Source organism: Photorhabdus machadonis (genome assembly GCF_052657765.1).
The window spans coordinates 227706-242614 of the sequence record NZ_CP199761.1 but is presented as its reverse complement, the minus strand read 5'-3'; the positions used below and the strand labels follow the sequence as shown (position 1 = coordinate 242614).

Genomic DNA, 14909 nt, shown 5'->3' with positions numbered 1-14909 from the left:
AAACGTTTTCTACGTGTTAGAAACGGCCAGAATTAAATAGATAAATTAATAATTACCGTTCTTATTTATGATTTTAATTGTTTTATTTGAAATTAATAACTAATTAATAATGTATTGTATTTAATACAATTATATTATTATTTTGACTTTGTGGATGTGGTGATTGAGCTGAATCATTGATTAATGTAATTGGTATATTCACTTAATAAGTGCAACATCGTTAATCTAGAAGTAAACATGTTCGTATTCCCTTAAATAATTCACACGGTGTTTTCCCACCCCGTGTTTTTCGGGGACAATGATTTGATCGGTTTACCACAAAATTTATTCCCTGATCAGAGACTTCATTAAAATCAGTTTCTTTTGGAAAGTATTGTCTGATTAATCCATTGATATTCTCATTTATCCCTCTTTCCCAAGGCGAGTAAGAGTGAGCAAAGTCAATTTGGGTTTTCTTTACAAAACGCCGCTAAGCAGTACCGCCAGAATACGCCTGCAAGTGCTCTGGGACAGTAATGACGGGTTTGTTATCGCACAGAAAGATCTGGAAATTCGTGGCCCCGGTGAATTGTTGGGGACGCGTCAAACAGGGAATGCGGAATTTAAGGTGGCTGATTTGTTGAGAGATCAGGGAATGTTGCCGGAAGTACAGCGTATTGCCCGGCATATCCACCAGCACTATCCTGAACATGCTCGCGCCTTAATTGAACGCTGGTTACCGGAACGGGCACATTATAGTAATGCGTGATTGAGAATATATCGGAGCGGGCTTTTCGCTTCTCAGCGCTGCTAAAAATACGGATATCTGGTTTTAGGCAATAATTAAGATGCTCTGCTATAGAGCTTTCTTTTAATTATTCTATTAAATTGATAATGTATTATTGCCAAAGGAATGGAAAACACCACTACAATTATTCCTGAATTAGTACCAGCGTTAAAATATATCCCCAGAAAATATAAATGGTTTTTTATTATTTTCTTAAAAAAATCGAATCTAATACCTCGGATTAATTGATACGACGTGTCACTATCCGAAGTCTTTTATCTGCTAACTAGGGTAACAGGCGGTTCCGCTATTTTTCATCAAATTCAGTTGATGGCGTGTGCGGTATTAGCGCAACATTATACTCAAAGGTTAAAATGGGAATAGATGTAAATCTATGATATGAAATTGTCATTAATATATATAATGACAATTATTATATTTACATCAATGTAATATTGAGTTGCCAAGTTTAGATAGTAAATATTGCTATTTCACCAATGAATGTAATTTTAAATATTTTCTTTTCGAAGTATAAAACTTTGATGGAGGTCACGCAAATAGTAGTTTTGTTGGTTTTTCTTCATCTATACTTATATTTCATTATGGTACATATTAGGGTGTTTTTAAATTAAAGCTAAATAAATCTACATTGATATAATGGAGAGCTTAATATGATTTATGCCAAAAATATTTCAGATGACGTAGTTAAAGTTGCAATGAGTAAATGGAGTAGTGAAGAAGGCAATGACGAATATGTTGATATTCATCCAGGGGAGGTGGTTCAATGGAGTAGATCAGATGAGCGCGGTTTTTTAATGTCAGTAGTATTCAAGGATAATGATAAATTGTTATATTCAATAAGATCAAATGGCTACATAATTATTTATAGTGACAAGGTTGAAAATAACGGCGAACAGATAAGTTATTTATATTTTATACCATCTATCTAAAAAAATTTTATTATTGCACTAAATAACTTTCCAAAATGGCGCTACACCTTATCCACCAACAACCCTATGTATAACAATGAGTTGAATAAAACCATGTGTAGCGGAATTATGAAACCTTATTTAGTTTTCTTAATTTAATTTACGTTCGTATGCCATTGAATCAAATGCAAATATCAATTATTGACATAGTGGAGAATTTATGATTTATGTTAAAAATCTCTCAACTGAACCGGTTAAAGTTTCGGTTAATAAATATGGAGATGATGGTAGAGAGGAATATTTAGCTCTTGATTGTGAAGATGTCAAGGTGTGGGATCTATCCGATACGCATGGTTTTATATTGTCAGTAATACAGAGAGGTATTGAAAAATCATATTCTGCTTCTCATAACAGTTTTATTATTATCTTTGATGATTATGTACAAGATAGCGGCACTAATATATATCATCAAGAGAAATAAATGAGAATTTGTCATCCGATTTAATTGAGTGTTAGACAAAATTAAATCACCATAATCAGGAATGGAATCTCCATTCCTGAACTATTTATATTCAACGGTCTGCTACTTTCGCCCCTAATGCTTTTTTCTTCTTGATTGATAAAGATATTTACAGCCTCTTTATAATTAATCAGTTGTTTTATCAACTTCTTCTGTCAGCGTTTCCAGACCAGGTGTTTAGTTCCAATATTTGATGTGTCAGATAATAGAAAAAAGTTATCGACTTATAACTTTAGGTTAATACTAAATTGATTTTTTGGTAGTTAGTTTTATATTATTTTTATCGATAAATAGTAAAAATTAAAATTATGAGGTTTGAGCAGAATAATTTAATAAAGATGTACATCTTTATGGCTATTCTTATTAATACGTAAACATGTAAATTCATTTACTAAGCATTAATCGTAAAGCAAAGAATAAAAATCACCAAAAGGCGCACAATATATTTTCTATTTATAAAAAAGTGAGTTATTTTGATTTTTTATAGGTTGAATTATTATATTTTTCTCGGCTATTGGTTAATGACTGGCAATAACAAAATAATACTTAATAGATTAACTAATCATATTTACTATGCGGTTTCAGCTTAGCACCCCTTGATGATGCTCACTATCTGCTATAGTTTTATGCGCATAAATGAGGTATCTGATGAAAAGACAATGCGTCTCAACCGTAGAACGAAAACAATCCGGTAAACGTAGTACAAATGTGTATTTGACCGCTGAGGTGGTAGATGAAGCCCGTGCTTTAGATCAATTTCAAAATAAGGTTTCAGTGTAGGGGTTGTAAACCTGGACCATCCAAAAGGTTGGCGGTTGGCTATTTTGATTACTGGTAGCTCCATGCACTTTTAACCATAATAGCTATTCGAACCATTTTAGACGGTAGGTAATGTATGGAAATTATTCCCGCACAACTGGCTAAGAACCAGTTTGGTGATCTGATTATGAAAGTTCAGCGTGAGCCTGTGGAAATTAGTAAGCATGTGGCCGTGGTTATCTCTCCTGAAGAGTATGATCAGTTCGTACAACTCAAGTTACAGAATTTAAAAGCCGTTCTGGCTGAATCTATTACACAAGCTGATCGTGGCGAATTGCATAGTATTGATAATGTATTTGCACCGTTGACGGTTGATGAACTTGAGGGTAAGGCTTAGGGATAAGTGTCCAGTTTACGAAGAAAGCCAGAGAGCATATTCGTGCAATAAAACTCTATTCCATACGCCGATGGGGGGCGAATGTTGCGGAAGCTTATTCAACTTCGTTACGTGTGACTATGACGAAAATTCTTGATCGTCACCCATCCCCCGGTCGTGATCGCAGTGAGGATCTTTATTTTAGTGTGCTGAGTTTCCCCGTAGAGAGCCACATCATTTACTACTGGGAAGTTCCGACGGGTATTGAAGTATTGGCGGTGTTGCATCAGACGCAAGATCCACATAACCTTCTATAATGAAGAGCATAAAACATGGGGCACTTTATTTAATTCGCAATAAAATAAGCTGCTAAACTTTTTTATCAGATGCTTGAAGGAACGCCATCATCTCAGAAGCATCTTTGCTCAAGTAGAAGCGCATCACCTTTTCGTTGAACTCATGTATTTTCGCCGCAGGTACGCTGACTCAAGCACTTCATGTCATCAGTACCTATGATGCCAGTTCGGGGATCGCGTTATACCAACAGGCGACAAAAGCAAAGGTAAAGAAGAGCCAGAAACTAGGCAACTCATTGAATTGTTTTACTTTATTTGAATACCATCACGCTGGATGCTCTGCATTGTCAGACAGAAACCCTCAATCTTATCACCCAGCGTTGGAACAATTTCATTGTGGTATATTTATTATATAATTCATTTACAAGCTATCTCATAAGTTTTCGCATCTTCCCGTTTACCAACAGCGATCACCCATATTACGATCTCTTCTTCTATCACTTGGTAAACTAGACGAAAGCCTGAAGAGCGGAGCTTAATTTTAAAGCAACCAGCCAGATCACCATGTAATCTAGCTGACTCAATATAGGGATTGTTCTGTAACTTCCGTAACTTCTTTTTAAACTGGTCGCGTATGCTTTGATCCAGTTTGTACCACTCTTTCAGGGCTCGTTCGTCGAAGTCGATATTAAATATCATCAAGGTTTACCCTGATACGTCTAGCGGGATTTTTAAGACGGTCACGTACCACTGCTAAGATGTCTGCATCTTCATCATGATCTGCCACCATAACGGAAACTTCAGCGAACGGCAGCTTTTCATTCTCTACAACATAGCGCAGAAAGAGACGCAGCGCATCGGATGGCGATAAGTTCAGTTTCTCAAATGTCTGATACGCACTTTTTTTAAGTTCTTCATCAACTCTGATCTGAATAGTACTCATAACGTTATCTCCTGTAATGACATTTGTATTGCATTCTATTGCATGACATTTGTAATGCAATAAAAATTTTTTGCTATAAGTGGAGTATAGAATCGCTGGTAGATGAATTACCACATGGCAGGGTAAACAAAGTGGAATCCCGCCATAGGCTCATACCAGAGACCATTTTGAGAGCGAAAATAAGCGTTGGGAAAGAACATAAATTGAACATTGGTTACCTGAACGCACACATTATGGTAATGCATGATTGAAAACATATCGGGACGAATCCCAAACAGGCCAAGCGCAGTGATCGGTGACTGCTCCCCGCCGTAAAAAACGGCGAGGCTTCCCACTTCTCAGGCCGCAACCGTTGGTGCAACGGATTTACGCAGGCCTCCGTGGGCAGAAACGACGAGTCCCGCCGCCTGTAATACTGTTATGCCCTTGCCCTGGATGTTGATCGCCGCATTGATATCGCGGTCATGTTCGACTCGACAGAAAGGGCATTGCCAGATCCGCTTATGCAGCGGCATATCCGGCATTTTGTGACCGCAGCAATGACAGGTTTTCGAGCTGGCGAACCACTGATCCAGTTTGACCAGATGGACGCCCGCCGCTACGGCTTTGTATTCCAGTTTCTTGATGAAACCATGCCAGCCCGCATCCCCGATAGCGCGGGCAATGCGGTGATTCTTCATCATGTTGGCCGATTTTAGCGTCTCAACAATGATCGCTTGGTTTTCGTCAACCATTGTTCGAGAGAGTTTGTGTTGAAAATCGGCGCGGGCATGGGCTACCCGCTCATGGACTGCCGCCAGACGTAATCGGGCCTTGCCGCGGTTAGCGCTGCCCTTTTGTTTGCGGGACAGCGATTTCTGTTTACGACGCAGGTTACGGGTGGCGTTGATAAGGTGACGGGGGTTATCGACCTTCTCCCCGGTCGACTCGATAAGATAGTGGGACAAACCCATATCGCAACCGGTCACGCGGGTGATAACGCCCGGTTTTTCCGGCGCATCTTTGCCATCGTCACACAGGATAGCGGCGTAATATTTTCCCGTAGGGGTTCGGGATAGCGTAATGCTCTTCACTTCCCCTTCAATTTCTCGGTGTATGCGCGCCTTTATCGGCGACAATTTCGGGATCTTCACCGCACCCTCCAGCACTTTCATCCCAACACAGTGATAGCTGGATTGCTTGCCCTGTTTGCGTTTGAACGTGGGAAATTGGGCGCGCAACTTCGGATTGAAGAAATTATCAAACGCAGTATGCAGATTGAGCACCGCCTGCTGTAACGCGATAGCGTCATATGCCTTGAGCCACGCGTACTTGCGGGATTTCTTCGCGACCGCCAGGAGCGGCTTGAGGTCTTTGCGTGGATTTAAACTCACACCGTGACGTTTGTAAGCATGCTTTTTGATGTGCAGCGCCTTGTTGTACGCAAAACGGACCGCACCGAACTGGCCATTAAGATACCCGGCCTGTTCGGGTGTGGGGTAGATGCGGACTTTGGTCGCTCTTAACATATTCAGCGCTCATTGATAAAGTGCATTCATTTTAGCCTGTTTTACAGGCAGATATCAATTCAGTCAGGATACGTTGGAGTAGCCAGACCTAAAGCCCTTTGGGCTTTTCGCCTTATATCCCCGCCCGCACTGGGCAAGGGTTTACGGCGGTTTTTGCTAAAAATCAATTGTAACATGTATCGATGCAGGATACCATTAACCATGATTAAGACGTTCAGGGATCAGTGGTTGGATGATTATTACTTTCGCGGTGAAAAGTCACCCAACATACCCAGCACAATTGAAAGTGCTTTAAAGCGTAAACTCGATATTATCCATGTCGCTAAAGGCGAAAAAGATTTAAGGGTGCCACCGGGTAACAGGTTTGAACATCTGGAAGGCAATCGAAAGGACTGGTGTTCGATCCGCGTTAACAAGCAATATCGCCTGATATTCCAATGGGATACAGGCGAAGCTAACGGGCTCTATCTGGACCCCATACATACAGGTAAGAGGTGAAACTATGATTGAAACACTAAAAATTCCCGCTCATCAACCTACCAGTGTAGGCGCTATGCTCAAAGAAGAATTTCTAGAACCCTTGGGTATCACCCAAGGCGAACTGGCAAAAGCTATGGGCGTAGGCCGGAAGACTGTCAATGAGCTGTGCGGTGGTCGCCGTGGAGTGACTGCGGAAACTGCCTTTTTACTGGCAAAGGTTTTGGGAACCACACCGGAGTTTTGGCTTAACCTCCAGTTCATCAATGACATGTGGCTGGCTCAGCATAATGAGGTTTTGGCTGACAAGCTGCAACATGCGCGGCCCTTGGTGGCCGCCTAGTTGCGAATATGATTTGCTTTGTTTCCGCTAACCTTGGTGTAGCAATCCTACCTGCCAATGTAGCGAAAATTGCCCACGGCTTGGTAGCGATTCCTCTTCTGGAAACAGACGCGACACAATCACAATACTACTGCACCAACTGAATAGCTGGCGCAGTATCTTGTAATTTACCCCTACACCGCCGGGAACATCGGTAACAGCAGATCGGTAACAGCAGATCGGTAACAGCAGATAGAGCTTAATCACAATCGCGTCAACGATATCGATAAAGAACGCGCCGACCATCGATTAGGTAATAACCCCTGCATATATATGTCTAAATATTAGACATGAGACACATGCGGTTTAAATAACGGGGTCAATTTAGAAATATCAACCGTCTTTTCTGCTTTATCAAGGCTATAAGATTCTTGCAGTTTCAACCACAACCGTGGAGAACTACCAAGTACTTTAGATAACTTTACCGCCATTTCTGGCGTGACTGCCGCTTTACACGAAACTAAACGTTGAGCCGTAGACGGAGCAACATTTAATGCCCGCGCAAGATCACGAATTCCCAAGCCTAGCTCTTCCAAAGAATCAGCAATAATTTCGCCTGGGTGAGGGGGATTGAACATTTTCATTAGTGATAATCCTCATAGTTAACGATATACGCATCACCGTCGATAAATTCGAATGTAATACGCCAGTTCCCAGAAACAGTAATTGCCCACTGCCCTCTCCTATCTCCCGTCAAAGGATGTAAGTTGTATCCAGGAAAATTGATTTCCCCTACATCTTCTGCATCGTTAATAACAGCAAGTCGTTGACGGAGTTTGTTTACATGCTGAGGGTTAATTCCAACAGAAACACCTTTTTCAAAAAACTGGCGCAGCCCCTTATGTCTGAAACTCTTTATCATTCCTTACCGCTCCTCGTTGCGCCACAAGGAACAATGTAACAAAGTGTTCCTTACGGAACAACTCCATGTCAGAGTAAACCAATTCAGGTACATCATAGATAAGGAATTGGAAAGGCTGAAACACAATCACAATACTGCACCAACTGAATAGCTGGCGCAGTATCTTGTAATTTACCCCTACACCGCCGGGAACATCGGTAACAGCAGATAGAGTTTAATCACAATCGCGTTAACGATATCGATAAAGAACGCGCCGACCATCGGTACCACCAGAAACGCCACATGAGATGGGCCGAAGCGATCGGTAATCGCCTGCATGTTCGCAATAGCAGTCGGTGTCGCCCCTAAGCCGAAACCACAGTGACCCGCCGCCAAAACCGCAGCGTCATAGTTTTTCCCCATCACACGATAGGTGACAAAAATTGCATACAACGCCATGACGATGGCTTGGATGGTGAGAATGATCAGCATCGGCAATGCCAGAGATGCCATCTGCCACAATTTCAGGCTCATCAACGCCATTGCCAGAAACAACGAAAGACTCACGTTACCTAAGACAGAAACCGCCCGGTCAAATACCCGGTAAAAACCTAACGCCGACAAGCTGTTACTGAGGATAACCCCGATAAACAACACACAGACGAATGTCGGTAATTCAAACCATGTACCTTGCATAAGCTCAGAAATAAAATTACCTGCCATCAAACAGATAGCGATCAATGCGATTGTTTCCAACATGACCAACGCAGTGATCATCCGACCGGTATAAGGCTTCTCAAATGCGGTTGGCACTTCCGTATCATCTGACCTCAAGCCTGGAGTTGCGGTATTTCTCACCAGAAAACGGGCAACCGGACCACCAATCAAGCCACCCAGCACCAAACCGAAAGTCGCACAGGCCATTGCCACTTCTGTTGCATTTTCAAAACCGTAACGCTCACTAAACAGTTTACCCCAAGCGGCCCCCGTACCATGACCACCAGATAACGTAACAGACCCCGCCAATAAGCCCATTAATGGGTCCAAACCTAACAGTTTAGCCAAGGCGATACCCACCGTGTTCTGAACCAGCAACAAGCCAACAACGATGAAGACAAACGTTAAAAGGACCTTACCACCTGCTCTCAGGCTGGCAAGATTGGCATTCAAACCGATAGTGGCGAAGAAAGTTAACATCAAAGGGTCTTTAAGAGACAAATCAAAGCTGATTTCCCAACCTATTGTTTGTTTAACAACTAAAAGAATCAGAGCCACTAACAGGCCACCGGCGACCGGCTCAGGAATGGTGTATTTTTCAAGAAATGGAACTGATTGTACAAGTTTACGCCCAAGTAATAGTACTAATGCGGACGCAACGAGCGTGCCATAAACATCAAGATGATACATCTATGTACCCCAGCTATATTGTTAAAATTATGTAAGTTATTACGACGTTATACTCATCCTTTAGAAAACGCCAAAAGCAGGCAACGCTGGATTAGAAAAAAAATCTGCAACAAACACAAGTTAAAACATATAAAAATGTGACCAGAGCGAATCATAGCAACGAACAGAATTTTTACGCAAACGATTGCTTTTGCACAGTAGATGATTAAAATGCGTTTTTTGTCGGCCCGGAATTTCACATCATGCCCACCACTGCCACAAACTCTGTTTGCTGCTTGTCAGCATTTATTGGCAATGTTTGTCGCGGTCATCACGCCAGCAATTTTAATCTGTCAGGCGCTGAAGCTACCTGCTCACGATACACAGCGGATTATGGATGGTCTGACACTGAAAAATTCCAGAGCAGATAATCAACTTAATAATCACGCACATAAAATCAAAGTTGTGCGTGATTATGGTTTAGCCTAGCGGCTGGAAGGCCAAATAAAATCGTCACCGATCCAACCATCAAGACCGTATTCACTCATACACTGTTCAGCAAATCCCTTACATTGATCCACTAAACCCGACGATTGGGCGGCCAATAACACATCTATTCTGACGGTCTCATGGTTGCCAGAGTAATTGCGCTCGTATAATTCATGCCTGCCAGCGAATTCGGTACCGATCGAGTCCCAAATCAGTTTCATGAGCTTGACCCGCTCAACTGCGCTGTAACCATTAGAACCACGCACGTATTTATCAAGATAGGGAGACAGCTCTGGGTTGGAAAAATCGCTGGCATGAGAGTTAACATAAATTAAGGCACTCCCTAAATCCTGTTCAATAATTTCTTTTACCCGCGGGTAACCCAGCGTCATAAACCAACGATACGCCATTCCATACTCGTATCGAGGTAATAGGGCATCCTTACCCCAGGACTCCGGAGATTTAATCATCGCATCACTGAGCGCCCAAAACATATTACGCCATGCCAAGACCTCACCAACCCGTGTTTGTACGCCACGAAAATCCTTCGTACCCGTGGCTTCAACCCCCTTAATAATTAATCCACAAAGAAAATCAAGTTTAACCGCCAACCGGGTCACACCATGCAGCATAGCCCGATGGAAATAACCGGATTCAGCAAAAAATAACGAGACTCTATCTACATCGCCATAGATAAATACGTTCTCCCAAGGAACCTTTACTTTATCCATAATAATAATCGTATCGTTCTCATCAAATCGGGAAGAGAGCGGGTAATCAAAAGGGCTGCCTATTTTATCAGCCGCCAGTGCGTAAGAGGGACGACAAATTAATTTCAGTCCTGGCGCATTCATCGGTAAGGTACAAACCAACGCAAATTCCCGTTTCTTTATCGGTAAGCCATAATGACCAATAAAGTTGTAGTGACTAATCGCCGACCCCGTGGCAACGACTTTAGCGCCGCTGACAATTAATCCATCATCGCACTCTTTTTCAACATGAATACAAACATCACCAATTTCATCAGGAGGTAGATGGCGATCTATCGGCGGGTTAATAATTGAGTGATTCCAGTAAAACACTTTTTCCTGTGAGCGGGCATACCAGCTTTTTGCATTATCAGCAAACTCACCATAAAATTCTGGGTTTACGCCTAGTGAGGTAAGAAACGCCGCCTTATAGTCAGGGCTTCTACCCAACCAACCATAATTCATACGAGCCCACGCGGCGATAGCATCACGATCCGCAATGAGATCCTGCTGTGAGTGCGGTACACGGAAAAAGGGATGGGTTACACCACAACTACCCGTATCTGTAGCCGTAGTCAGTACGTCACGATGAACGGGATCATGCAAAGCGTCGTAGAGTTTCGCAACAGCGCGGGCTGGATTTTGAAAAGCAGGATGGCGAGCAACATCGTGGATACGTTCACCATAAGCCCAGACTTCCCGACCATCGTTTAGCCCATCCAGAAATTCCTTTCCAGTAAGTGGGCTGGTCATGCGGATACTGCTTGCATTCGACGATTTTTGTTTCATGCTTTCTGACATAATAGATTCCTTACGTTATTTATTTGCTGGAAGATGGGTGAAAGTAAACGATGAAGTCTTATTTCAATCATCAGTCAAACTGAGAAAGGAATAGAAGTAATTACGAAAAAAAATCATTATTCCACTTATAACCATCCATTAACACATTAATTCATTCTGATGTTATTGGCTATATTCCATGAGATAAAATATAGATTTAATAATTGCATTAATTACACAATATAATTATTAACAAATTCATGCAAGGTCCACAACACCTTAATAAAAAATAACTTATCATGAAAGGCACAAATAAAAACAAGCAAAGATCAATATCTAAAAGTTATTCTAAAACAATAAAGCAGCACTAATCACTCTTTATTTTTTACTTATCTCATCACATGAAATTATTAGAATTTACAACTAATATAGTTATTTATTGGTATTTTGGTTTTATCGTTCAATTATGCAAGCGTTACAAATAATAATTTCTCCTCGTTCATAACTTTTATTCACCACCTCTTGAGTGAACACAAAAATTACGGCATAAAAGGAAGTTATAAGCTGATTAAATTGGAGCCTGATGATGAGATGGTTAGGAAAATTGCTGGTTACTCTGTTATTGCTGTTAATACTGACAGTAGTCACTCTTTACGTCGTTATTCAGACAAACTGGGGCACTCACCAATTGAGTCAATGGCTCAGTAATCACAGTGATTATCAGGTTCAGATTGGCAATATCGAACATCACTGGTCACAACCCGGCACTCTGACATTCACCAATATCGCCCTTAGCGATAATAAACAACACTCCTTCACCTTAAAGGCTCAGGTTGCGGCATTCGATTTCAGTTGGCAGCAACTCACTTCTCCGCGTCATTTCCACCGTCTGTTATTGCAACAAGGCCAATTAGCGCTAAAAGGCCAGCAAAAATCCTTACCTTTTAGCGCCAATATCCTGCAACTCAATCAAATGTCTATTCAGTCAGAAAATGCAAACGGGCAGATCCAAGGGAAAAATATTACAGGTGGCATCACTCCCTGGACCCCTCAATCAGATGAATTGGCAGGGAGTGGGAAATTTCAGTTCAGTGCCGATAAGCTGAACTTAAATGATATTTCTCTTGAAAAGGTCATTATGCAAGGGAATAGCCAACAGAATACACTGATTATCAATTCATTTGGTGCAACATTGGCACACGGTTCGGTATCTGGTAACGGGCAACGTCTACCCGATGGGAGCTGGCAGTGGGATAATTTACTTATCAGTGATATTCGCTGGCAGACTTCAATGACACTTGAAGAATTATTGCGGAAAGTCAGTAAATTACCCGCAGTGAACATTAACAATCTGAGTCTCACTAATGCCAAGTTGGAAGGTAAAGAATGGTCTGCTAACTATCTGGATGCCACAGTAAAAAATATCGGTTTGGTTAACGGGAATTGGCAAGGGAAAGAAGGCATGATTGATTTCAACGTCATGGACACTACGCTTAATGATCTTCATGTCACCGACACAATTGGTCACCTTCTTATTGCTCAAAATGAGCTTAATATTGCCAATCTTACCGCCCGCTGGGAAAAGGGATTATTCCACATCAAAGCGCAATGGAACCACCAAACAAAGCAGTTCAAAATCGCAAATGCAACGGTGGCTGGTTTAACTTATACCTTGCCACAAAACTGGCATCAGTTACTGAAAGAATCATTGCCTAAATGGATATCTGGATTTTCCATTAACGAGATGACGATTAATAACAGCCTGTTGATTGATATCAATCCCGATTTTCCATTCCAACTCACCGCTCTTAATGGTTATGTCCATAATGTGGAATTACTGAAAGAAGGAAGATGGGGGATTTGGAGCGGATCTTCAAATCTGAACGCCACCAGCGCAACATTCAACAAAGTTGAATTAAACCGCCCTTATCTTAAATTACACACAGAGGGAAATAAACTCATCCTCGACCAATTAGATGCCTCTGTTGATGATGGGTTACTGAAAATTAAAGGCACAGTAGATCAACAAACACAGAAGTCATTCACTTTAAATTTTCAGGGCATGGATGCAGATTTAGCTATTTTGCATCAATGGGGCTGGGTTCCATTGAAATTACAGGGCAAAGGCAATTTCACTTTGCGGATACAAGGAGATCTTTCTGCTGACAACGTAAAAAATTCCCTCAGTGGCATACTTGATGCTACCGATAAACAATCAGGCAAAGAAACTCAAACCATCGATAAAGGACAGATATCTACAATAAACTGTGAAACCTGTTCAGTTATTAAGCAATAGCCGTGTCAACACCCAACAACACCAAATAGCCCAAAAATTGGGCTATTTGGGATACGATCACAGCTTAAATAGTTTTGCATGACTTCCAACCCGATATAAGAAAACCTCTTGCTCAGTTCTCTTATAAATCAATAGAAGATCAGAAGATCCGGCTTTCCATGATATGGATCGCCGCCTGCGTTGTGGCATTAGGAATGTAGCGTTCCTTTGTCGTTCTGGTTAATACCAGACGGACAAAACTAGACATATCCAAACTGTTATCCTGAGCAGCTCTCGCTACCGCATTTTTTAGTTCTTCAGGAACACGAACTTTTAATATGGCCGCATTCATAATATCCCCCTCTTATGACTGTTTGCTCCCTTATCGTAGGACTATTGTGGACACAAACCAAGATTGTCAGATTAATAAACACACAAAATCTGTATCCTATAGTGCTAAATACCACCAGTGGCATATTTGATGCCACTGTAAACCTAAGCTATCGCCGTGTAAGCATTTGGCAGCACCATATAGGTGCCGGTAAACACGGCACCTAGCCCATGATCACCGCTAACAGTCACTTCCAGCTTCACTCTCGCTTTGCTGCCCTGAGCAAGGCGAGCCAAATCGCCACTCATATTTTTAAGATCCGCAACAGATTTTGGCCTGCCAATAACAGGCTTTTTGTAACGGATATCAGCATCAGCCAGAATAATATCGCCCCCCAATTGGCGTTCTTGTAACAACAACCAAATCAATCCCCAGCCAGTCAGTGTTGCCAGTGAGAACAAACTACCTGCAAAGAGAGTTTGGTGAGGATTTTGATTCCCTGCTTCCGGCATCGTGGTAATAAAGCTCTGACCGGTATATTGAGAAATCCGCACCCCCATTTTCTCACTGAGGGGAATATGTCTGTACCAGGCTTTTTGCAATTCATTACACCAATCCGGCCGGTGAAGAATATCATCAAGTGTCGCAACAGGTTTGATCATCAGAAAATGGCGAACTGGTGTTGTTTGCGGGCTGGTAATTGGCCCGCGATTTTCAAAACCCAGTTTACTGAAAAAATCTACCGCGTACTCACGGGCGCTGCATACCACCCGTTTCACACCTTCCTGACGGGCAACGGATTCCAAGGCCATTGCGATCAGTTTTCCCAATCCTTTGCCCTGCACATGGGGATGTACTGCTAGAAAACGGATGGCGCCTTCACTATCCGCGTTGATATATAAACGCCCTACCGCCACCGGGTTACCTTTCTCATCCACAACCATCTGGTGATGAGCTATGGTGTCATAACCATCTTTCTCAGAGCCTACAGGCAGATGCAATGGCTTACGCAACATTTCCCAACGAAATCGATAATATGCTTCCAGTTCTTGTTCTGTTTCAGGTACTCGCAGATGATACATAGAAACTGCCCCTTTCTTTT

At 41.9% G+C, this 14909-nt stretch carries 18 protein-coding genes and 4 pseudogenes; 11 read left to right on the top strand and 11 right to left on the bottom strand.

The window, feature by feature from the left end:
- Positions 1-220: 220 nt before the first annotated feature.
- A pseudogene (locus ACUN2T_RS01235) lies at positions 221-454 on the bottom strand (transposase); the annotation flags it as partial.
- On the opposite strand from ACUN2T_RS01235, the pseudogene ACUN2T_RS01230 reads away from it, so the two are divergent.
- The 7 genes and pseudogenes from ACUN2T_RS01230 to ACUN2T_RS01200 all read left to right on the top strand — a co-directional run.
- Positions 455-748: pseudogene (locus ACUN2T_RS01230) on the top strand (ATP-dependent DNA helicase RecG); the annotation flags it as partial. It lies immediately after the preceding pseudogene.
- 689 nt (positions 749-1437) lie between these two features.
- Positions 1438-1716, top strand: a complete 279-nt coding sequence (locus tag ACUN2T_RS01225) for a hypothetical protein (RefSeq protein WP_445495874.1) — start codon at positions 1438-1440, stop codon at positions 1714-1716.
- Between the two features lie 199 nt (positions 1717-1915).
- Positions 1916-2176: a hypothetical protein gene (locus ACUN2T_RS01220; RefSeq protein WP_445495872.1), complete on the top strand. Its 261-nt coding sequence runs from the start codon at positions 1916-1918 to the stop codon at positions 2174-2176.
- Positions 2177-2863: 687 nt separating this feature from the next.
- Positions 2864-2995 carry a hypothetical protein gene (locus tag ACUN2T_RS01215; protein ID WP_445495870.1) on the top strand — a complete coding sequence of 44 codons (132 nt, stop codon included), beginning with the start codon at positions 2864-2866 and terminating at the stop codon, positions 2993-2995.
- Between the two features lie 115 nt (positions 2996-3110).
- Positions 3111-3371: a type II toxin-antitoxin system prevent-host-death family antitoxin gene (locus ACUN2T_RS01210; protein ID WP_445495869.1), complete on the top strand. Its 261-nt coding sequence runs from the start codon at positions 3111-3113 to the stop codon at positions 3369-3371.
- 2 nt (positions 3372-3373) lie between these two features.
- The gene (locus ACUN2T_RS01205; RefSeq protein ID WP_445497776.1) at positions 3374-3667 is read left to right on the top strand and encodes a type II toxin-antitoxin system RelE/ParE family toxin; all 294 of its coding nucleotides are present in this window, start codon (positions 3374-3376) and stop codon (positions 3665-3667) included.
- Between the two features lie 158 nt (positions 3668-3825).
- Positions 3826-4045 (top strand): annotated as a pseudogene (locus ACUN2T_RS01200) (ISAs1 family transposase); the annotation flags it as partial.
- Between the two features lie 18 nt (positions 4046-4063).
- Here the strand turns inward: ACUN2T_RS01200 and ACUN2T_RS01195 are convergent.
- The 3 genes from ACUN2T_RS01195 to ACUN2T_RS01185 all read right to left on the bottom strand — a co-directional run bounded on the left by ACUN2T_RS01195 (position 4064) and on the right by ACUN2T_RS01185 (position 6097).
- On the bottom strand, positions 4064-4345 hold the full coding sequence (locus ACUN2T_RS01195) for a type II toxin-antitoxin system RelE family toxin (RefSeq protein WP_445495868.1): 282 nt from the start codon (positions 4343-4345) through the stop codon (positions 4064-4066).
- The gene (locus tag ACUN2T_RS01190; protein WP_118985207.1) at positions 4335-4589 is read right to left on the bottom strand and encodes a type II toxin-antitoxin system RelB/DinJ family antitoxin; all 255 of its coding nucleotides are present in this window, start codon (positions 4587-4589) and stop codon (positions 4335-4337) included. The genes ACUN2T_RS01195 and ACUN2T_RS01190 overlap by 11 nt, the downstream gene beginning before the upstream one ends.
- Before the next feature lie 338 nt (positions 4590-4927).
- The gene (locus tag ACUN2T_RS01185; RefSeq protein WP_445495866.1) at positions 4928-6097 is read right to left on the bottom strand and encodes an RNA-guided endonuclease InsQ/TnpB family protein; all 1170 of its coding nucleotides are present in this window, start codon (positions 6095-6097) and stop codon (positions 4928-4930) included.
- 201 nt (positions 6098-6298) lie between these two features.
- On the opposite strand from ACUN2T_RS01185, the gene ACUN2T_RS01180 reads away from it, so the two are divergent.
- Positions 6299-6595, top strand: a complete 297-nt coding sequence (locus ACUN2T_RS01180; protein ID WP_445495865.1) for a type II toxin-antitoxin system RelE/ParE family toxin — start codon at positions 6299-6301, stop codon at positions 6593-6595.
- Between the two features lie 4 nt (positions 6596-6599).
- Positions 6600-6917, top strand: coding sequence for a HigA family addiction module antitoxin (locus ACUN2T_RS01175; protein ID WP_445495864.1), 318 nt, complete (start codon positions 6600-6602; stop codon positions 6915-6917).
- Positions 6918-6944: 27 nt separating this feature from the next.
- Here ACUN2T_RS01175 and ACUN2T_RS01170 read toward each other — a convergent pair whose 3' ends face one another.
- The 4 genes from ACUN2T_RS01170 to gltS form a co-directional block, all read right to left on the bottom strand.
- On the bottom strand, positions 6945-7202 hold the full coding sequence (locus ACUN2T_RS01170) for a hypothetical protein (RefSeq protein WP_445498001.1): 258 nt from the start codon (positions 7200-7202) through the stop codon (positions 6945-6947).
- Between the two features lie 38 nt (positions 7203-7240).
- A complete protein-coding gene (locus ACUN2T_RS01165) occupies positions 7241-7540 on the bottom strand; it encodes a HigA family addiction module antitoxin (protein WP_046974746.1) in 300 nt (99 codons plus the stop codon).
- Positions 7540-7818, bottom strand: coding sequence for a type II toxin-antitoxin system RelE/ParE family toxin (locus tag ACUN2T_RS01160; protein ID WP_046974745.1), 279 nt, complete (start codon positions 7816-7818; stop codon positions 7540-7542). Before ACUN2T_RS01160 ends, ACUN2T_RS01165 begins: the two co-directional genes overlap by 1 nt.
- A gap of 177 nt (positions 7819-7995) precedes the next feature.
- On the bottom strand, positions 7996-9204 hold the full coding sequence (gene gltS / locus ACUN2T_RS01155; RefSeq protein WP_445495863.1) for a sodium/glutamate symporter: 1209 nt from the start codon (positions 9202-9204) through the stop codon (positions 7996-7998).
- Positions 9205-9450: 246 nt separating this feature from the next.
- Here gltS and ACUN2T_RS01150 point away from each other — a divergent pair.
- Positions 9451-9579: pseudogene (locus tag ACUN2T_RS01150) on the top strand (solute carrier family 23 protein); the annotation flags it as partial.
- Between the two features lie 89 nt (positions 9580-9668).
- Here ACUN2T_RS01150 and ACUN2T_RS01145 read toward each other — a convergent pair.
- Positions 9669-11210 (bottom strand): 4-hydroxyphenylacetate 3-hydroxylase family protein, encoded by a 1542-nt coding sequence (locus ACUN2T_RS01145; protein ID WP_445497775.1) that lies wholly within the window; start codon positions 11208-11210, stop codon positions 9669-9671.
- A 574-nt stretch (positions 11211-11784) separates the two neighbouring features.
- Here ACUN2T_RS01145 and ACUN2T_RS01140 point away from each other — a divergent pair.
- A complete protein-coding gene (locus tag ACUN2T_RS01140) occupies positions 11785-13497 on the top strand; it encodes an AsmA family protein (protein ID WP_445495862.1) in 1713 nt (570 codons plus the stop codon).
- Between the two features lie 139 nt (positions 13498-13636).
- Here the strand turns inward: ACUN2T_RS01140 and ACUN2T_RS01135 are convergent, their stop codons facing one another.
- Both ACUN2T_RS01135 and fabY read right to left on the bottom strand, forming a co-directional pair.
- On the bottom strand, positions 13637-13828 hold the full coding sequence (locus tag ACUN2T_RS01135; protein ID WP_445495861.1) for a hypothetical protein: 192 nt from the start codon (positions 13826-13828) through the stop codon (positions 13637-13639).
- A 143-nt stretch (positions 13829-13971) separates the two neighbouring features.
- Entirely contained in the window at positions 13972-14889 is a 918-nt protein-coding gene (gene fabY, locus ACUN2T_RS01130) for a fatty acid biosynthesis protein FabY (RefSeq protein ID WP_445495860.1), read from the bottom strand.
- Between the last annotated feature and the right edge of the window lie 20 nt (positions 14890-14909).